This is a genomic window from Nocardia sp. NPDC003269, from assembly GCF_042888005.1.
GTDB lineage: Bacteria > Actinomycetota > Actinomycetes > Mycobacteriales > Mycobacteriaceae > Nocardia.
This window is the reverse complement of sequence record NZ_JBIAPA010000003.1, coordinates 1,462,676-1,480,595: the sequence shown is the minus strand read 5'-3', so window position 1 is coordinate 1,480,595 and position 17,920 is coordinate 1,462,676. Positions and strand designations below refer to the sequence as shown.

Sequence of the window (17,920 nt, the reverse complement as noted above, 5' to 3'; positions counted from 1 at the left end):
CTCGTTGCCGTGTGCGCAGCAGCTTGGAAAGGATCGGTCCATACCGCACTACGGCAGAAATGAGGATCCGCTGTGGGATCACCCGTAACAAATTCCAGACGCTGGGTCGTACTCGGTGTCCTGGTATTCAGTCTGCTCGTTGTCGTCATGGACAACACGATTCTCAATGTCGCACTTCGGACAATTCAGGCGGAGTTGCCTGCTTCGCAGGCGCAGATGCAGTGGGCGGTCGACAGCTACGCGCTGGTCTTCGCCGCGCTGCTGATCGTCTGTGGGGTCCTGGGGGACCGATGGGGTCGCCGACGCATGCTGCTCATCGGGTTGACGGTGTTCGCCGTCGCGTCGGTCTTGTGCGCCTTCGCCGACACGCCGCTCGAGTTGATCGTCTGTCGCGGTCTACTCGGGGCCGGCGCGGCCGCGGTACAACCTCAGACGCTGTCGATCATCCAGAACGTGTTTCCCGCCGACCAGCGGGCCAAGGCCATCGGCATCTGGGCCGGGGTCGCGGGTATGGCGATCGCGGTGGGCCCGATCGCCGGTGGCGTTCTGCTCGAGTATTTCTGGTGGGGCTCGGTGTTCCTGGTCAACGTCCCGGTGGTCGCGGTCGGACTCGTACTGACCTGGCTGTTGGTGCCGGAATCGAGTGACCCCAAGGAGGGCGGGTTCGATCCGATCGGCGTGGCGTTGTCCTCGGCGGCGATGTGTCTGGTGATTCACGGGATCATCGAGGGTGGCAACAGCGGTGCGTGGCTGCAGTGGGCCAGTACGGGCACGATCCTGCTCGGCGTGGCGTGTGGCGCGGCTTTCGTCTGGCACGAACGTCGAATCGAACACCCACTGATCGCGATGAATATGTTCGCCCACAAGCACTTCGCCGCCGGAGTAGGTGCCATCGCTGTCGCGTTCTTCACGCTGATGGGGGCGACGTTCTACCTGTCGTACTTCTTACAGGCGGTGCGCGGCTACTCGGCTCTCGCGACCGGAGTCGCGCTGATCGCGGTGGCCGCCTCGGTGATGGTGATGTCCACCCTGGCACCCCGATTGAGCGAACGATGGGGAGCGAACATCGTCGCCGGCAGCGGCATGACCGTTCTCGCCGTCGCGATGCTGTCGTTCGTCGAAGCCACCGCGACCATGCCGCAATGGGTGCTCGAGATCCAGATGGCACTGATCGGAATCGGGCTCGGCCTCACCATGACTCCGGCCACCGAGGCCATCATGAGTACCGTGCGGGCCGATGAGGCAGGCGCCGGCTCAGCGGTCAACAATACGATGCGACAGCTGGCTGGAGCACTCGGCGTCGCCGTACTCGGTTCGATCCTCACGGTCGGCTTCCATGACAGCTTCGGCGACGACCGGCCCGCCGAACTCGCCGCGCGACTGGATCAGCCGACCTCGTTGGTGGCCCTGCCGGACTCGGCGCTGGCGACACCACAGCTACACGCCAACAGCAGCGGATCGATCACCGAGGCACTGGATTTCGCCCAGCGGTCGGTCGATGCCCTCGAGCAGCGCGAGCGGTTGGTCGCGGGCGCGATGCCGGAATCGGCGATCGCCGGATTCCGGCAGTCCGCCGAAGCGGATCTGCGGGCCTACGTCGCCGACGCCGACGATGCCTTCGTCCACGGAATGCGGATCTGTGCCCTCGTCAGTGGCCTGAGCGCACTCCTCGGCGCCGGTATCGCCTTCGCGTACCTCCCTTCTCGGCGGCGAGCGCAGTCGGGTCCGCCCGATGAGCGTTCGATCGAGGCGCCCGCCGAATTCGCCATGGCAAAGGAATGATGATGGTCGAGAGCACACAGCAGCCGCGCGCGCTCGGGGTCGCGGTGATCGGTATGGGAAACGTGGGCTCGCAGGTTGTGCGGATGCTCCAGGTCCACGGCGACGAGCTGCGCCAGCGGATCGGTGCGCCGCTGGAATTGCGGGGTGTGGCGGTCCGAAACCCACACCACGACCGAGGTATCGGGCCGGAGTTGGTGACCACCGACGCCCAGTCGCTGATCGCTCGACCCGACATCGACCTTGTCGTCGAGGTCATGGGCGGAATCGAACCGGCCCGTGAGCTCATCGCGATGGCACTCACGGCAGGCAAATCGGTGGTGACGGCGAACAAGGCGCTGCTGGCCGACTACACCAGCGAGCTGGCGCAACTCGCTGATCGCCATGGCGCCGACCTGTGCTTCGAAGCGGCCGTCGCCGGGGCGATCCCGGTGGTGCGACCGCTGATTCAGTCGCTGTCGGGTGACCGGATCAATCGCGTCGTCGGCATCGTGAACGGCACGACGAACTACCTGCTGTCCGCGATGTCCGAACGTTCGGACCGCTACGAGGATTTGCTGGCCGCGGCCCAGGAGCTCGGCTATGCCGAAGCCGATCCGACAGCCGACGTCGAGGGACACGATGCCGCCGCGAAAGCGGCGATCCTCGCGTCGCTGGCGTTCCACACCCGCGTCACCACTGCTCAGGTGTATCGGCAGGGCATGACCCGTCTGACCGCCGAGGACTTCGCGGCGGCCGCGGCGGAGGACTGCACCATCAAGATGCTCGCCGTGTGCGAACGCGTGGATGCCGGCCCCGGCGAGCCTGCTATCGCCGACGGCGGCAAGGAGCGGATCGCGGTTCGTGTGTATCCGGCGCTGATCCCGCGCAAACACCCGCTGGCAGCCGTCGGCGGCGCGTTCAACGCGGTCGTGGTCGAGGCCGACAATGCCGGTCGGCTGATGTTCTACGGCCAGGGCGCGGGCGGCGCGCCTACCGCGTCAGCGGTGATGGGTGATCTCGTGATGGCGGCTCGCAACAAGGTGCACGGTGGTAGAGCCCCCGGAGAATCGGTCTACGCCGAGCTACCGGTCGCACCCATCGGAGACATCGTGACCCGCCACCACCTGCGACTGACCGTGTCCGACCGGGCCGGTGCGCTGGCGGCGGTCGCCGGCGAGTTCGCCCGGCGGGGCGTGAGTATCGCCTCGGTGCGCCAGCAGTTGGACGGCCCGCACGCGCAGTTGGTGGTCCTGACCCATCACGCCAGGGAATCCGTTCTCGACCAGATCGCGACATCGTTGGCCGCACTGGATTCGGTCACCTCGGTGACCAGCGTTCTCAGACTGGAAGGCACCGAAGAATGATGACGACTCCGCAGGCCGGTTGGCCGGGTCTGATCGCGGCCTACCGCGACCGGCTGGCCGGTGCGGCCGATTGGGAGCCGGTCACCCTGTTCGAGGGCGGGACCCCGCTGGTCCCCGCGACGCACCTGTCGGAGCTGACCGGGTGCGAGGTGTACCTCAAGGTCGAGGGTGCCAACCCGACCGGTTCGTTCAAGGACCGCGGCATGACGATGGCGATGACCGACGCGAAGTACCGCGGCCAGAAGGCCGTGCTGTGCGCGTCGACGGGCAACACCTCGGCCTCGGCCGCCGCCTACGCGACCCGCGCCGGCATGGAGTGCGCGGTGCTGATCCCGCAGGGCAAGATCGCGATGGGCAAGCTGGCCCAGGCCGTGATGCTCGGCGCGAAGATCATCCAGGTCGAGGGCAACTTCGACGACTGTCTCGAGCTGGCCCGCAAGGTCACCTCAGACTTCCCCGAGGTCGGCCTGGTGAACTCGGTGAACCCGGCCCGCATCGAGGGCCAGAAGACCGCCTCGTTCGAGATCTGCGATGTGCTGGGCAAGGCGCCCGATGTGCACGTGCTGCCGGTGGGCAACGCGGGCAACATCACCGCCTACTGGCGTGGATACCGCGAGTACCACGCCGACGGTGTCACCTCGGTGCTGCCGCGCATGCTGGGTGTGCAGGCCGCGGGTGCGGCGCCGCTGGTCAACGGCGCGCCGGTGAAGGACCCGGAGACCGTGGCCACCGCCATCCGGATCGGTGCTCCGGCGTCGTGGAACGGGGCGATGGAGGCCAAGGAGCAGTCCGGTGGCGCGTTCCGCGCGGCCACCGACGAGGAGATCCTGGCCGCGTACCGCCTGGTCGCCGCGACCGAGGGCGTGTTCGTCGAGCCGGCGTCGGCCGCGAGTGTGGCGGGTCTGCTGGCCGCTCGCGCGGAGGGCTGGCTGGATTCGGGTCTGACGGTGGTCTGCACGGTGACCGGTAACGGTCTGAAGGACCCCGACAACGCGTTGGCGGGTATGCCCGAGGTCAAGCCGATCGCTGTCGACCCGGTGGCGATCGCCCACGAACTCGAGCTGGCCTGAGTTGAGCGCACGCGAGAGCAGGCTGATGACGGCCACCCCGCCCGCCGGGACTCAGCAGGTGAGGACGCTGCCCGTCGGTCTCGAAGTGACCGTGCGGGTTCCCGCGTCGAGCGCCAACCTGGGTCCCGGATTCGATGCGCTGGCGATTGCGCTGGCGATCGAAGACCGAATCCGAGTGCGCACCATCGAATCCGGGCTCCGGATCGAGGTCAGCGGCGAAGGCTCGGAAGATGTGCCGGGGGATGAGACGCATCTGGTGGTCCGTGCCGTCCGCCGTGTGTTCGACACCATCGGAGTACGGGCGCCAGGTCTGCATGTGCACTGCCACAACGAGATTCCGCATGCGCGGGGTCTCGGCTCGTCGGCGGCTGCCGTTGTCGGTGGTTCGGCGGTCGCCGGTGCGCTTGCCGCCGCGTTCGATCCCGCGCTCGCGCTGGACGCCGATCGGCTCCTGCACCTGTCGGCAGAGGTCGAGGGCCATCCGGACAATGTGGCAGCGTGTGTACTCGGCGGTGTGGTGGCGGCCTGGGCGGATGCCGAGTCCGCACGCCCGGGAGCGCCGCTGCGCTACAGAGCCGCCAGGTTCGAGCCGCATCCTGGCCTTCGGCCGTTCGTCTTCGTGCCGAAGGAGCGGTCCTCGACGCATCACACCCGGGGCTTGCTGCCGAAGTCGGTGCCACACCGGGACGCCGCGTTCACCGCCGGACGGGCGGCATTGACCCTGGCCGCGTTGACGACGAACCCTGAGCTCTTACTGCCCGCCACCGAAGACCGTCTGCACCAGAACTATCGAGCCTCGGCCTGGCCGCTTACCGCGACCTGGGTGGCCAGGTTGCGCGCGAGCGGAATCGCCGCGACGGTCTCAGGCGCCGGCCCCAGCGTTCTCGCCCTGTGTGATCGAGACCTGCCGCGGCGGCTGTCCGAAGACGCCGCGGCGGCCGGCCTGGCCGTGCTGGAGCCGGGTATCAGCGCCGGGGTCAGGATCGAGTGAGCTCGTTGCCGGTCCGCAGGACGCGTCCTGCGGACCGGTACCGGTAGGCGATCTGGGAATGGTCGTTGACGGCCTCGTGGATACGGTCGGCGAGGTAACGGAGTTGCCGTGTCGACATCGCCACCTCGGTCTCCCAGCCACTGCTGTGATCGTGTCCAGGCGTGTCCGGCGCGGTGGAATCTCGCACCGCCAGGGTCGCGGCGAGGTGTCGGGATGCCGCGTCGAACTCGAGGCGAATCGCAGAGAGGCTGTCACGGAGCCGAGACGATTCCGCCATGGCGTGTTTGACGGTCTGTCGCGCGCGGTAGGCGGCTTGGCGGCATGCCCGCGAGCAATACACCTGAGGCCGTCCGGTGGCCGGTTGGCTGAAACGAGTCGAGCACACCCCACACTGTGGATCGATCGAGGCGTTGAGCGTCGAGCTCGGCACGGTCCGGTTCATCTCTGAAATCTCCGTTCCCCAAACGGTTTACGAACGCCGCACGCACCTGCTCATCGTCGGCGTTCTGTTGTTCTCCACCAACCTAACAGGCGTCTGACACTGTGTCGAACGCTTGTATTTCATTGTGTTCGTATGTAGGCTGTTCGACTACTGAGGCGCAGCAGTCAGTAGCAATCCGCAACGAAGGGGTGCCCGTCATCATTGCCAGAGGTGCCTCGGGTCGAGGCAAAGCTCCGCAGGTAGAACGCTTGCTCATCGGTGCGCTGTCGCAGTTGCTCGGCGACGGAATCTCGTTCTCCGACATCACCATCGAGCAGTTGGCAGGTCGGGCGGGCATCTCGCGCCCGATGTTCTATTACTACTTCGAGGACAAGGTGGCGCTGCTGGCCCACGCGTTCGAAGCCGCGGTGCCGTTGGATCTGCACGCGCGGCAGCAGGTGGATACCTGGACGTCGGGAAAGCTCACCGTGTCGACAGTGCTCGAGGCCACGGCGGATCTCATCGACCGCGACCGTGATCTGTTCGCCGCAGCCATGCAGGTCTCCAGCAGCGATGAAGCGATCTCCGCGCTCCTGCACCGCACCTGTGACACGGTGCGGCTCATGCTCACCGAGCACCTGCGTTCGCCGCAGGCGTCGCCGACGGCGGTCTCGGCACAGGCGGACTCGATAGCCTTCGGGCTCACCATTCTTGTGCGGGCGATGGTGCGCCAGTTGGTGGCGGAGAACGATTTCGGTGGCCCCCGCGACATCGTCGAGGCGACGACCGCGGTATGGGAACGCATGCTGTCCACGTCCCAGCCTGTTCATTGAAATGGTCGGTTCAGGCCTGCCGCACACCCTGAAGCGCCCGATGTCTGGACACAAACCACGACATTCACAACTGGTTCAGCGGAGAGCTTCACGATCGCGGCATTGCCTATCGAAACGAGCAATTCGGCCAGCGTGCCGCGGCGCCTCAGAAGAACTTGCGAAATCCAGCCCTTTGGACTTGCGAACGGGTGATGATCCGAACTGCGTCGAGTTATGAGGGGCGGCCGACACCTGGCTGCGCCGACCCCACCGAACCTGAATTGCTCGAGCGCCACTGGGCGGCCCGGGCGCACCCGTGGAGGGCATCATGCCGATGCGGTCGTGTGTTCCCGGGCGGCCGTGATCATCTCGTGCAGCGCCACATCGGTGGGGGTCGGTGTGAGGCCGAACGCGGACATAGCGGCGGAGGAGTCCATGACGAACGGGCGGTCTGTCTGGTAGCGCATCTCGATCATCGCGCGGGCGGCGGGATCGAACAGGCCCGCCAGCCGCAGGGCGGCGACCGGCAGTGGGCTCACCCGGGCGGGTGCGGTGTCTGCCAGTTCGGCCAGGCGCTCGGCGAGTGCGCGCACCGACAACGGCGGTGGCGTCGGGACGTGCCAGGGCCTGCCCCAAGCGGATTCGTCGGACGCGACGGCCACCAGCGTGCGGGCGACGTCGCCGACGTAGGTCCAGCTGTGCGGGGCGTCGAGATCCGCGGTGATCGAGGCCCGGCGCCCGGCCAGGATCCGGGGCAGGACCAGCACGGTGAACGACGACACCACGGCCGCGCCCAGGTAGTCCGACCCACGGGCTTCGACGGTGCGCAGTCGCCCGGCCTCGTGGTCGGCGAGCGCGTCCAGCCAGATCTGTGCTCGGACACGGCCTTTCACGGTGTTGGGGCGGAGCGGGGTCTGCTCGGTCATCGGTCCGTCGACGAGGCCGTAGCCGTAGAGGTTTCCGGTGGTCGCCAGGACCGCGCCGGTCCGCTGGGCGGTGGTGCGCAGTGCGGCGCTCAGCGGCGGCCATTCCTGCGGCCAGCGGTGGTAGGCCGGGCCCGCGCAGCTGTACAGCGCCACAGCGCCTTCGGTGAGGCGGGTCAGGGCGGCGGCATCGTTGGCGTCGGCGGCGATCAGCTCGATCGACGAGTGCGCCGGGCCGCCGCCACGGCGGGTGACCACCCGGACGTCGTGTCCCGCGTCGGCCAGCAGGCGCGCGGTCGCGGTGCCGACCGGACCTGCGCCGACGACGACATGCAACGACATGGCTGCTCCTTCTCGGAGAGGTGAGAGAACAGTGTTTCTGTTCCAGTTCACCGTACTCGGGAGGAGCGAAACGCGTCAAGAACGGTGTTCTCGAATCGACTCGGTGTTCTCGAAGTGTGCGACACTGATTCCATGACGGCCAGATCACTGCGCTCGCGCGTGCGCGAGGAAATGACCGAGGAGATCAAGCGGGTCGCGCGTCGCCACCTCGCCACCCAGGGCGCCGACCTGTCGTTGCGGGCGGTCGCCCGAGATCTGGACATCGTGGCGTCCGCGCTGTATCGGTACTTTCCGAACCGTGACGCGCTGCTGACCGCGCTGATCCTGGAGGCCTACGAGTCGCTGGCGCAGGCGGCGGTGACCGCGGACGCCGCGGTGGATCGGGCCGACAGTCGCGGGCGCTGGTACGCGGTCTGGCGCGGTGTGCGTGCGTGGGCGCTGGCGCATCCCGCCGAGTACGGATTGCTCTACGGCACACCGGTTCCGGGGTACAGCGCGCCGGCGGACACCGTCACCCCGGCGGCCGCGGTCGTGTTGTCGCTGGTGCGCGTCGTCGTCGACGCCGATCTCGGGCCGGCTCCGGTGTCCACTCCGATGACCGAGCCGCTGCGCGCCGATCTGCGCCGTCTGATCGACGAGCAGCCGGGAGACCTCGACGAGCGCCGCCTCGCGCTGGTGTTCGCCGGGTGGACGCAGTTGTTCGGCCTCGTCGGTTTCGAGGTGTTCGGCCGGCTGGATCAGACCGTCACGGCGGTCTCCGACTACTTCGACCACCAGGCGGCGCTGATGGCCGACCTCGTCGGCCTGCCTGGTTGACCCCACGCACTGTTATGAGATGTTAGGTTAGGCATAGATAACCTGATGAGAGAGTGAGGTCTCCCCGTGCGCGTGGTCATCCTCTTCGGATCGGAGCTGGGCACGTCCGAGTCGGTGGCGGACTGCCTGGCCGACGAGCTGGCGAGCCAGGAGGTCTCGGTCTACGACATGACCGATTTCGACCCCGGCGATCTGGACGCGGCGGACTTCCACATCGTCGTCTGCTCGACCTACGGCGACGGCGATCTGCCCACCGGCGCCGAGCCGTTCTTCGACACTCTCGACGCCACCCGCCCCGATCTGACCGGTCTGCGCTTCGCGGTCTTCGGTCTCGGCGACAGCGTCTACGGTGACACCTTCAACCGGGGTGGTGAGATCGCCGCCGAGAAGCTGACCGAGCGCGGCGCTGTGCAGGTCGGCGAACACGCCCGCCACGATGCCTCGTCCGAGATCAAGCCCAAGGACCTGGCCAGGCAGTGGGCGGCGACGCTCCCGCTGCACAGCTACGCGGCCGTCTGATTCCCGGCGCCCGGCCCTGTACCACCGACCGCGCCATGGACCGGCTGCCCGGGACCTCGGGAACATCGACGTAGAGACGAGTCTGGACTCCTCGGTCGGGCCGATCAGTCGGCGCCGACGATGCGCAATGCCATGTCGGCGTAGGCGGTGGCGATGTCTTCCGGCGACCAGTCGCCCCCGTCGCGATACCAGCGGGAGATGTCGATGCCGAGCGACAGCAGGGCGGTGGCCGCGATCCGCGCGTCGGGGGTGTCGAAGGCGCCTGTCTGGATGCCGCGCTGGACCAGATCCCGAATGGTCTGCTCGATCCGGTGGCGGATGCCGCGAATCTCGGTGCGGTGTTCGGGGCTCAGGGAGTTCAGTTCGTAATTCACGATCCGGGCGCCGGTGTGCCCGCGGGCGTGGTGCACGGCGAAATCGTGAATGACCGCGCGCAGCGCGGTGGCCGGATCGTCGGACGACGCGGCCGCCTTCTGGATCAGCTCGAGCGTTTCGTCGTGGCCCGATCGCGAGATCAGGTACAGCAGTTCTTCTTTGGATTTGTGATGCACGTAGACCGCGGCCGGGCTCACGCCCGCGGCTGCGGCGATATCGCGCGTCGTCGTCCCGTTGAAGCCCTTCTCGGCGAACGCTGCGATCGCGGCTTCCAGGAGGCGGGCGCGGGTCGCGTCGCTGCGGGATTCGGTGGTGTCGGTCATGGGAACGCCATTATCTCGCCTCGGTGGATCGGCACTCGCCAGGGGCGGTGTGATGTGGATAACAGGAGGTGGGGGTCGGTTGTCTATTGACGTGGATCCGGGGTCACCTGCACCATCTTGCTAAGCAAGCGCTCATTCATCAAGGAGATTGTGATGCCGGAAGCTGTGATCGTCGCCGCAGCCCGTTCCCCGATCGGCCGGGCGGGCAAGGGTTCGCTCAAGGACATGCGCCCCGACGACCTGACCGTTCAAATGGTGCAGGCCGCCCTGGCTCAGGTACCGAACCTCGATCCGACCGAGATCGAGGACCTCGTCCTCGGCTGCGGGCAGCCTGCGGGTGAGTCGGGCTTCAACATCGCCAGGGCGGTCTCCGTGCTGGCCGGGCTGGACACCGTTCCCGGGACCACCGTCAACCGGTACTGTTCGTCGAGCCTGCAGACCACCCGGATGGCGCTGCACGCCATCAAGGCAGGCGAGGGCGACGTCTTCATCTCGGCGGGCGTCGAGACGGTGAGCCGCTTCGTCAAAGGCAACGCCGACGGCCTGCCCGACACCCAGAACCCGATCTTCGCCGACGCGGTCGCCCGCACCACCGAGCGTGCTGCCGGGGCCGCCTCCTGGGCCGACCCGCGCGGCACCGGCGCACTGCCGGATGTCTACATCGCCATGGGACAGACCGCGGAGAATGTCGCCCAGCTCACCGGGATCACCCGCGCCGAGCAGGACGCGTTCGGTGTGCGGTCGCAGAATCTGGCCGAAAAGGCCATCGCCAACGGCTTCTGGGCCACCGACATCACCCCGGTCACGCTGCCCGACGGCACCGTGGTCAGCGCCGACGACGGCCCGCGCGCCGGTGTCACGCTGGAGGCGGTGAGCCAGCTGAAGCCGGTGTTCCGCCCCGACGGCACCGTCACCGCGGGCAACTGCTGCGCGCTCAACGACGGCGCGGCCGCCCTGATCATCATGTCCGACACCAAGGCGAAGGAACTCGGCCTGACCCCGCTCGCACGCGTCGTCAGCACCGGGGTCTCCGGCCTCTCGCCGGAAATCATGGGCCTCGGCCCGATCGAGGCGTCCCGGCAGGCCCTGCGCCGCGCCGGTCTCGGCATCGACGACATCGACCTGGTCGAGATCAACGAGGCGTTCGCCGTGCAGGTGCTCGGCTCCGCCCGGGAACTCGGCATCCCCGAGGACAAGCTCAACATCAACGGTGGCGCGATCGCGGTGGGTCACCCGTTCGGCATGACCGGCGCCCGCATCACCAGCACCCTGATCAACTCGCTGCGCTTCCACGACAAGCAGTTCGGGCTCGAGACGATGTGCGTCGGCGGTGGCCAGGGCATGGCGATGGTGCTGGAACGGCTGTCGTGACCGGTCGATTCGCGGGCAAGGTCGCGATCGTCACCGGTGCGAGCCGTGGCATCGGCCTGAGCATCGCGCAGCGGCTGGTCGACGAGGGCGCGAAGGTCGTCGTCACCGCCCGGAAGAAGGACGCGCTCGACGAGGCGGTGCTGCAGCTCGGTGGCGCCGAACACGCACTGGGTGTCGCCGGCCGCGCCGACGATCTCGACCATCAGCGTGACACGGTCGAGCGCGCCATCGCCACCTTCGGCGGTGCCGACCTACTGGTCAACAACACCGGTATCAACCCGGTCTACGGCCCGATGATCGAGATGGATCTCGACGCGGCCCGCAAGATCATCGAGGTCAACTGCCTGGCCGCGCTGTCGTGGACGCAGCAGGTGCACAAGGCGTGGATGGCGGAACACGGTGGCGCGGTGGTCAACGTGTCGTCGGTGGCCGGGGTCAAGCCGGCGCCGGGAATCGGCTTCTACGGCGCCAGCAAGGCCATGCTGACCTACCTCACCCAGGAACTGGCCGTGGAACTCGGCCCGCGGCTGCGCGTGAACGCGGTCGCGCCCGCGGTGGTGAAGACCAGATTCGCCACGGCCCTCTACGAGGGCAAGGAGAAGGAACTCGCCGAAACCTACCCGCTCAAGCGCCTCGGTGAGCCCGAGGACATCGCCGGCGCGGTGGCGTTCCTGCTCTCCGACGACGCGTCCTGGGTCACCGGCCAGCTACTGGTCCTCGACGGCGGCGTCACGCTGACCGGCGGCGTCTGACCACCACATCGAACTTTTCAGGAGACAATGATGACTACCCCCACCAAGACCGCCATCGTCACCGGGGCGGCCCGCGGCATCGGCGCGGGCGTCGCCCGCAGGCTCGCCGCCGACGGCATGGCCGTGGCCGTGATCGACCTCGACGAGGTCGCCTGTAAGCCGGTGGTCGAGGCGATCGAAGCCGCGGGCGGCCGCGCGATCGCCGTCGGCGCCGATGTGTCCGACGAGGCCGCGGTCACCGCCGCCGTGGATCGGGTCACCGCCGAGCTCGGCGCCCCGACCGTGCTGGTCAACAACGCGGGCGTCCTCCGCGACAACCTGCTGTTCCGGATGACCACCGACGACTGGGACACCGTGATGAACGTGCATCTGCGCGGGTCGTTCCTGATGACCCGCGCGGCGCAGAAGTCCATGATCGACGCCGGCTTCGGCCGCATCGTCAACCTGTCGAGCACCTCGGCGCTCGGTAATCGCGGCCAGGCCAACTACGCCGCCGCCAAGGCCGGTCTGCAGGGCTTCACCAAGACGCTCGCCCTCGAGCTCGGCAAGTTCGGCGTCACCGCCAATGCCATCGCCCCCGGGTTCATCGAGACCGAGATGACCGCCGCCACCGCGGCGCGCGTCGGCATCCCGTTCGAGGACTTGAAAGCCGGTGTCGCCAAGGAGATTCCGGTCGCCCGGACCGGTCTGCCCGAGGACATCGCGCACGCTGTGTCGTTCTTCGCCAGCGAGGGCGCGGGTTTCGTGTCCGGTCAGGTGCTCTACGTCGCGGGAGGGCCGAAGGCATGAGGACTTTCCACGGCATCGCCGAGCTCGAGGCGGCGGTCGGTTCCCATGTGGGCTACTCCGAGTGGCACACCATCACCCAGGCGCAGATCAATGCCTTCGCCGAGGCGACCGGTGACCACCAGTGGATCCACATCGACACCGAGAAGGCGGCGACCGGACCGTTCGGCACCACCATCGCGCACGGCTACCTGACCCTGTCGCTGGTCCCGTTGCTGGTCGCGCAGGTGTATCGGGTCGAGGGCGTGCGGATGGCGGTCAACTACGGCGCCAACAAATTGCGCTTCCCGGCACCGGTGCCGGTGGATTCGAAGGTGCGCGCCGGGATCGAGCTGGTCTCGGTCGCCGCGGGTGCCGCGGGCCACCTGGTCACCACCAAGATCGTGATCGAGACCGAGGGCGGCGACAAGCCGGCCTGCGTCGTCGAGTCGCTCACCCTCGTGGTGGCTTGATGAACACCCGGACCGACCTTCCGGGACTGGATCTCGACCGGTTGTCGACCTGGCTGCGCGATCGGGTTCCCGTGCCGGGCTCCGCCCTGAGCGGCACACTGATCGCCGGCGGCAAGTCGAACCTGACCTACGAGGTCAGCGACGGCGGCACCCGCTGGATCGTGCGACGCCCGCCGCTGGGGCACGTGCTCGCCACCGCCCACGACATGGCGCGCGAGTACCGGGTGATGGCCGCGTTGCGGCCCACCGATGTCCCGGTGCCGACGATGCTCGCGATGTGCCAGGACGACGCCGTCCTCGGCGCGCCCTTCTACGTGATGGAACACGTGGAGGGGACGCCGTATCGAACCGCCGCGGAGCTGCGCGCGCTGGGACCCGAACGGACACGGGCGATCTCGACCGATCTGGTCGATACCCTCGCCGTTCTGCACGCGGTCGATCCGGCCGCGATCGGGCTGGCCGACTTCGGCCGTCCCGAGGGGTTCCTGGAGCGTCAGGTGCGCCGGTGGAAGAAGCAGCTCGACGCGTCGCACTCGCGCGAGCTGCCGCTGGCGGACGAACTGCACGCACGACTCGCCGCCGCCGTGCCCACCGAGTCGGCGGTGGGCATCGTGCACGGCGACTACCGGCTCGACAACGTCCTGACCGATCGCGACGATCGGCTCGCGGCCGTCATCGACTGGGAGATGGCCACTCTCGGTGACCCGCTCACCGATCTGGCCTTGATGCTCCTCTACGGCCGCCTCGCCGCGGACCCGTCCAGCGGTGCGACGGTGGCCGACGCCTCGACCGCTCCGGGCTACCTGTCCGAGAGCGAGATCATCGCGCGCTATACCGCCCGCAGCGATCGCGACATGTCCCGGTTCGGTTTCTACCTGGGGCTCGCCGCGTTCAAGCTGGCCGCGATCCTCGAGGGCATCCACTACCGCCATCTGCACGGGCAGACCGTCGGCGAGGGCTTCGACACCGTCGGCGCGGTGATCGAGCCGCTGCTCGAAACCGGTCTCGCCGCGGTGCGGGAGGACCGAGGATGACCATCGACGAATTGCGTACCAGGATCGGGGAATTCCTCGCCGCCACCGACCCCGCGGGCACCGAGCGCCTCGAGTTCCTGCGTGCTCGCTTCGACGCGGGCCTGGCGTGGGTGTACTTCCCCGAGGGGCACGGCGGACTTGGGCTGCCCCACGCCTGGCAGGCCGAGGTGGACGAGCTCTTCGCGCGGGCCGGCGCCCCGGACAACAATCCGGGCGCCAATGTCATCGGGCTCGGCATGGCCGGTCCGACGATCCTGGCCTGCGGCACCGAGGAGCAGAAGCGGCGCTTCCTGCGTCCGCTGTGGACCGGCGAGGAGATCTGGTGCCAGCTCTTCAGTGAGCCCGGCGCCGGTTCCGACCTGGCGAACGTCAGCACCAGGGCGGTGCGGGACGGCGACGAGTGGGTGGTGAACGGGCAGAAGGTGTGGACCTCGAGCGCGCATCTGGCGCAGTTCGCGATCCTGCTGGCCCGCACCGACGCGGGCATCCCCAAACACCGTGGCATGACGTACTTCCTGATCGACATGACCCAGCCGGGCATCGACGTGCGGCCGCTGCGGCAGATCACCGGTGAGGCCGAGTTCAACGAAGTCTTCATCACCGACGCCCGGGTGCCCGACGCCCAGCGCCTCGGCGCGGAGGGCGACGGCTGGCGGGTGGCCAACGCGACGCTCAACACCGAGCGCGTCGCGATCGGCGGCAAGGCGAGTACCCGTGAGTCCGGCATCGTCGGCGTGGTGGCCGACACCTGGCGCGACAACCCGCAGCGGCGGACCCCGGAACTGCACGACCGGCTGCTGAAGCTGTGGGTCGACGCCGAGGTCGCCCGGCTCACCGGTCTGCGCCTGCGCCAGAAGCTGGCCAAGGGACACCCCGGGCCGGAAGGCTCGGCGCTGAAGCTGTCCTTCGCCCGCATCGCCCAGCAGCTGTCCGGCCTCGAGCTCGAACTGCTCGGCGAGGACGGCCTGCGCTACTCCGACTGGACCCTGGTCCGCCCGGAACGGGTCGACCTGAACGGCCGCGACGCGGGCTATCGCTACCTGCGCGCCAAGGGCAACTCGATCGAGGGTGGCACCTCCGAGATCCTGCGGAACATCGTGTCCGAACGGGTTCTCGGCCTGCCCGCCGAGCCGCGCACCGACAAGGACCGTCCCTGGAAGGAGATCGCGCGATGACCGACCTGAACCTGGTCTACACCGAGATCGAGGACGACCTGCGCGGCGTCGTGCGCTCGGTGCTGACCGCCGAGTGCCGGCCCGGCGCGGTGACCGCCCTCTACGACGGCGACCGCGCCCTGGTCGACAGCCTGTGGAAGAACATCGCCGTCGACCTCGGCCTGGCCGGGCTGCTCGTGCCCGAAGCCGAGGGCGGCGCGGGTGCCTCGGCCAGGGAGGCCGCGGTCGTCCTCGAGGAACTCGGCCGCTTCGTCGCGCCCGTGCCATTCCTGACCAGCGCCGTCGTGGCCACCACCGCACTGCTCGGCTCCGGCTCTGCCCTGCTGGGGCAGCTCGCGGCGGGGGAGCGCACCGCCGCGCTCGCGGTGCCGCTGTCCACCGCCGCCCACGCGGTGCTGCCGTCCGTCGCGGTCGACGCCGACGACCGGTTGACCGGTACCGTCACCAGCGTGGCCGGCGCGCTCGAGGCCGACGTGCTGCTGGTCCTGGCCCCGGGCCCCGAAGGTCTTGCGCTGTACGCGGTGTCGGCCGTCGAGGCCCGGCTCGCCCCGGTCGTCTCCTTCGACATGACCCGCCAGCTCGCCGACATCGTGTTCGACGGTGTCGCCGGTGAGCGCGTCGTGGCCGACGGCGAGACGGCGGTACGTCGCGCGCTCACCGCGGGCACGGCCCTGCTCGCGTCGGAGCAGTACGGCATCGCTCGGTGGTGCCTCGACGAGACGGTGGCGTACCTGAAGGAGCGACGTCAGTTCGGTCGGGTGGTCGGCGGTTTCCAGGCGATCAAGCACCGGCTGGCCGATCTCTACACCGCCGTCGAATCGGGCAACGCCGCCGCCCGCTACGCCGCGGCCACCCTCGCCGCCGACGACGACGTGCCCGTCGCCGCGGCGGTCGCCCAGGCGTTCTGCAGCGACCTCGCCGTGCACGCGGGCGAGGAGGCCGTGCAGCTGCACGGCGGCATGGGCATGACGTGGGAGCATCCGGCCCACCTGTATCTCAAACGCGCCAAGGCCGATCAGATCGCCTTCGGTACCGCCGGCGCGCATCGGGCGCGACTGGCCGAGCTGGTGGAGGTTCCGCAATCATGATCATCGGAGTGCTGCGGGAAGCACGCCCGCGCGAGACCCGGGTGGCCGCCACCCCGGCGACGGTCACCCGGCTGGTCCGGCTCGGCTACGACGTGGTGGTCGACACCGGCGCGGGTACCCTCTCCTCGTTCGCCGACGAGGCGTACCTCGCGGCGGGCGCCACCATCGGCAACGCGCGCACCGCCGACGTGGTGCTCGGTGTCAACGCGCCCGCCGACTATCAGCTCGACGACCTGAATCCCGGCGCCACCGTGATCGGCCTGCTCGGGGTGGCCAATGATCCCGATCTGCTCGCCGACCTCGGCTCGCGGCCGATCACCGCGCTGGCCATGGACGCGGTGCCGCGCATCTCGCGCGCCCAGTCGCTGGACGTGCTGTCCTCGATGGCCAATATCGCGGGCTACCGCGCGGTGGTGGAGGCGGCGCACGCCTTCGGCCGGTTCTTCACCGGACAGGTCACCGCGGCGGGCAAGGTGCCGCCGGCCAAGGTGCTCGTCGTCGGGGCCGGGGTGGCCGGGCTGGCCGCCATCGGCGCCGCGGGCAGTCTCGGCGCCGTCGTGCGGGCGACCGATCCGCGTCCGGAAGTCGCCGATCAGGTGAAATCCCTCGGCGGGGAATACCTGTCGATCGAATCCGCGGAGACCGAGGTGTCGGCCACCGGCTACGCCAAGGAGATGAGCGGGGACTACAAGGCGCGCGAGGCGAGGCTGTACGCCGAGCAGTGCGCCGACGTCGACATCATCATCACCACCGCGCTGATTCCCGGTCGGCCGGCGCCCCGGATCATCACCGCCGAGATGGTGGCCTCGATGCGGCCCGGCAGCGTCATCGTCGACATGGCCGCGCAGAACGGTGGCAATGTCGAAGGCACCGTCACCGACCGCGCGATCGTCACCGACAACGGTGTCACCATCATCGGTTACACGGATCTGGCCGGTCGCCTGCCCGCGCAGGCCTCACAGCTGTACGGCACGAATGTGGTGAACCTGCTGGAGCTGCTGACGCCGGGCAAGGACGGGCGGGTGGTCCTCGACTTCGACGATGTGGTCCAGCGCGCGGTCACCGTCGTGCGGGGCGGCGAGATCACTTGGCCGCCACCTCCGGTCGCCGTCTCGGCGGCACCGGCGCCCGAAGCGGTCGCCGCGGCCGAACCCGCGCCGGCGAAGGAACCGATGTCCGCCCGACGCCGTTTCGGGCTGGTGCTGGCCGCGGCGGCCGCGGTCTTCGGGCTGATCGCGATCTCACCGCCCGCGCTGCAGGGGCACCTGACGGTGTTCGCGCTGGCGATCGTCATCGGTTACTACGTGATCGGCCACGTGCACCACGCACTGCACACCCCGCTCATGTCGGTCACCAACGCGATCTCCGGGATCATCGTGGTCGGCGCGCTGCTGCAGATCGGGCACGGCGACCCGTGGATCACGGGACTGTCCTTCGCGGCGATCCTGCTGGCGAGTATCAACATCTTCGGTGGCTTCGCGGTGACCCGCCGCATGCTCGCCATGTTCTCCCGCAGCTGAGCTGCGCCGACCTCGGAGTGACCTC

The 17,920-nt window shown here is 68.8% G+C and carries 18 protein-coding genes; 15 read left to right on the top strand and 3 right to left on the bottom strand.

Features of this window, described 5'->3' with window-relative positions; all coding sequences use genetic code 11:
• The first annotated feature begins 72 nt into the window (after positions 1-72).
• From ACFYWJ_RS26830 to thrB, 4 genes are read left to right on the top strand one after another with little or no spacing between them, the layout of a single operon-like run.
• Complete coding sequence (locus ACFYWJ_RS26830; protein WP_355279762.1) at positions 73-1,782, top strand: MFS transporter; 1,710 nt, start codon at positions 73-75, stop codon at positions 1,780-1,782.
• Positions 1,782-3,125, top strand: a complete 1,344-nt coding sequence (locus ACFYWJ_RS26825) for a homoserine dehydrogenase (RefSeq protein WP_355279759.1) — start codon at positions 1,782-1,784, stop codon at positions 3,123-3,125. Before ACFYWJ_RS26830 ends, ACFYWJ_RS26825 begins: the two co-directional genes overlap by 1 nt.
• The gene (thrC, locus tag ACFYWJ_RS26820) at positions 3,125-4,195 is read left to right on the top strand and encodes a threonine synthase (protein WP_355279756.1); all 1,071 of its coding nucleotides are present in this window, start codon (positions 3,125-3,127) and stop codon (positions 4,193-4,195) included. Before ACFYWJ_RS26825 ends, thrC begins: the two co-directional genes overlap by 1 nt.
• 25 nt (positions 4,196-4,220) lie before the next feature.
• Positions 4,221-5,186 carry a homoserine kinase gene (gene thrB, locus ACFYWJ_RS26815; RefSeq protein WP_355279754.1) on the top strand — a complete coding sequence of 322 codons (966 nt, stop codon included), beginning with the start codon at positions 4,221-4,223 and terminating at the stop codon, positions 5,184-5,186.
• Here the strand turns inward: thrB and ACFYWJ_RS26810 are convergent.
• Positions 5,173-5,628 carry a hypothetical protein gene (locus ACFYWJ_RS26810; RefSeq protein ID WP_355279752.1) on the bottom strand — a complete coding sequence of 152 codons (456 nt, stop codon included), beginning with the start codon at positions 5,626-5,628 and terminating at the stop codon, positions 5,173-5,175. The genes thrB and ACFYWJ_RS26810 overlap by 14 nt on opposite strands.
• Positions 5,629-5,876: 248 nt before the next feature.
• On the opposite strand from ACFYWJ_RS26810, the gene ACFYWJ_RS26805 reads away from it, so the two are divergent.
• A complete protein-coding gene (locus ACFYWJ_RS26805) occupies positions 5,877-6,440 on the top strand; it encodes a TetR/AcrR family transcriptional regulator (RefSeq protein WP_355279749.1) in 564 nt (187 codons plus the stop codon).
• Between the two features lie 305 nt (positions 6,441-6,745).
• Here the strand turns inward: ACFYWJ_RS26805 and ACFYWJ_RS26800 are convergent, their stop codons facing one another.
• Positions 6,746-7,684, bottom strand: coding sequence for an NAD-dependent epimerase/dehydratase family protein (locus ACFYWJ_RS26800; protein ID WP_355279748.1), 939 nt, complete (start codon positions 7,682-7,684; stop codon positions 6,746-6,748).
• A 132-nt stretch (positions 7,685-7,816) separates the two neighbouring features.
• Here ACFYWJ_RS26800 and ACFYWJ_RS26795 point away from each other — a divergent pair, with 132 nt between their 5' ends.
• Entirely contained in the window at positions 7,817-8,500 is a 684-nt protein-coding gene (locus ACFYWJ_RS26795; protein ID WP_355279745.1) for a TetR/AcrR family transcriptional regulator, read from the top strand.
• A gap of 66 nt (positions 8,501-8,566) precedes the next feature.
• Positions 8,567-9,019, top strand: coding sequence for a flavodoxin domain-containing protein (locus ACFYWJ_RS26790; RefSeq protein ID WP_355279743.1), 453 nt, complete (start codon positions 8,567-8,569; stop codon positions 9,017-9,019).
• A gap of 104 nt (positions 9,020-9,123) precedes the next feature.
• Here the strand turns inward: ACFYWJ_RS26790 and ACFYWJ_RS26785 are convergent, their stop codons facing one another.
• The gene (locus ACFYWJ_RS26785) at positions 9,124-9,717 is read right to left on the bottom strand and encodes a TetR family transcriptional regulator (protein ID WP_355279740.1); all 594 of its coding nucleotides are present in this window, start codon (positions 9,715-9,717) and stop codon (positions 9,124-9,126) included.
• Positions 9,718-9,870: 153 nt separating this feature from the next.
• Between ACFYWJ_RS26785 and ACFYWJ_RS26780 the strand changes: the two genes are divergently transcribed.
• From ACFYWJ_RS26780 to ACFYWJ_RS26745, 8 genes are read left to right on the top strand one after another with little or no spacing between them, the layout of a single operon-like run.
• Complete coding sequence (locus ACFYWJ_RS26780) at positions 9,871-11,088, top strand: acetyl-CoA C-acetyltransferase (protein ID WP_355279738.1); 1,218 nt, start codon at positions 9,871-9,873, stop codon at positions 11,086-11,088.
• Complete coding sequence (locus ACFYWJ_RS26775) at positions 11,085-11,840, top strand: SDR family oxidoreductase (RefSeq protein WP_355279736.1); 756 nt, start codon at positions 11,085-11,087, stop codon at positions 11,838-11,840. Before ACFYWJ_RS26780 ends, ACFYWJ_RS26775 begins: the two co-directional genes overlap by 4 nt.
• 30 nt (positions 11,841-11,870) lie before the next feature.
• Complete coding sequence (locus tag ACFYWJ_RS26770; RefSeq protein WP_355279733.1) at positions 11,871-12,629, top strand: SDR family oxidoreductase; 759 nt, start codon at positions 11,871-11,873, stop codon at positions 12,627-12,629.
• Entirely contained in the window at positions 12,626-13,078 is a 453-nt protein-coding gene (locus ACFYWJ_RS26765) for a MaoC family dehydratase (protein ID WP_355279731.1), read from the top strand. Before ACFYWJ_RS26770 ends, ACFYWJ_RS26765 begins: the two co-directional genes overlap by 4 nt.
• Positions 13,078-14,112, top strand: a complete 1,035-nt coding sequence (locus ACFYWJ_RS26760; protein WP_355279728.1) for a phosphotransferase family protein — start codon at positions 13,078-13,080, stop codon at positions 14,110-14,112. The genes ACFYWJ_RS26765 and ACFYWJ_RS26760 overlap by 1 nt, the downstream gene beginning before the upstream one ends.
• Entirely contained in the window at positions 14,109-15,287 is a 1,179-nt protein-coding gene (locus tag ACFYWJ_RS26755) for an acyl-CoA dehydrogenase family protein (protein WP_355279725.1), read from the top strand. The genes ACFYWJ_RS26760 and ACFYWJ_RS26755 overlap by 4 nt, the downstream gene beginning before the upstream one ends.
• On the top strand, positions 15,284-16,375 hold the full coding sequence (locus ACFYWJ_RS26750; protein WP_355279723.1) for an acyl-CoA dehydrogenase family protein: 1,092 nt from the start codon (positions 15,284-15,286) through the stop codon (positions 16,373-16,375). The genes ACFYWJ_RS26755 and ACFYWJ_RS26750 overlap by 4 nt, the downstream gene beginning before the upstream one ends.
• Positions 16,372-17,895, top strand: coding sequence for a Re/Si-specific NAD(P)(+) transhydrogenase subunit alpha (locus tag ACFYWJ_RS26745; RefSeq protein WP_355279720.1), 1,524 nt, complete (start codon positions 16,372-16,374; stop codon positions 17,893-17,895). Before ACFYWJ_RS26750 ends, ACFYWJ_RS26745 begins: the two co-directional genes overlap by 4 nt.
• Positions 17,896-17,920: the final 25 nt, after the last annotated feature.

Coding starts and splice junctions, on each gene's coding strand:
- ACFYWJ_RS26825 (WP_355279759.1), top strand. CDS start 1,782: ATGATGGTCGAGAGCACACAGCAGCCGCGCGCGCTCGGGGTCGCGGTG.
- thrC (WP_355279756.1), top strand. CDS start 3,125: ATGACGACTCCGCAGGCCGGTTGGCCGGGTCTGATCGCGGCCTACCGC.
- thrB (WP_355279754.1), top strand. CDS start 4,221: ATGACGGCCACCCCGCCCGCCGGGACTCAGCAGGTGAGGACGCTGCCC.
- ACFYWJ_RS26810 (WP_355279752.1), bottom strand. CDS start 5,628: ATGAACCGGACCGTGCCGAGCTCGACGCTCAACGCCTCGATCGATCCA.
- ACFYWJ_RS26800 (WP_355279748.1), bottom strand. CDS start 7,684: ATGTCGTTGCATGTCGTCGTCGGCGCAGGTCCGGTCGGCACCGCGACC.
- ACFYWJ_RS26795 (WP_355279745.1), top strand. CDS start 7,817: ATGACGGCCAGATCACTGCGCTCGCGCGTGCGCGAGGAAATGACCGAG.
- ACFYWJ_RS26785 (WP_355279740.1), bottom strand. CDS start 9,717: ATGACCGACACCACCGAATCCCGCAGCGACGCGACCCGCGCCCGCCTC.
- ACFYWJ_RS26780 (WP_355279738.1), top strand. CDS start 9,871: ATGCCGGAAGCTGTGATCGTCGCCGCAGCCCGTTCCCCGATCGGCCGG.
- ACFYWJ_RS26770 (WP_355279733.1), top strand. CDS start 11,871: ATGACTACCCCCACCAAGACCGCCATCGTCACCGGGGCGGCCCGCGGC.
- ACFYWJ_RS26765 (WP_355279731.1), top strand. CDS start 12,626: ATGAGGACTTTCCACGGCATCGCCGAGCTCGAGGCGGCGGTCGGTTCC.
- ACFYWJ_RS26760 (WP_355279728.1), top strand. CDS start 13,078: ATGAACACCCGGACCGACCTTCCGGGACTGGATCTCGACCGGTTGTCG.
- ACFYWJ_RS26755 (WP_355279725.1), top strand. CDS start 14,109: ATGACCATCGACGAATTGCGTACCAGGATCGGGGAATTCCTCGCCGCC.
- ACFYWJ_RS26750 (WP_355279723.1), top strand. CDS start 15,284: ATGACCGACCTGAACCTGGTCTACACCGAGATCGAGGACGACCTGCGC.
- ACFYWJ_RS26745 (WP_355279720.1), top strand. CDS start 16,372: ATGATCATCGGAGTGCTGCGGGAAGCACGCCCGCGCGAGACCCGGGTG.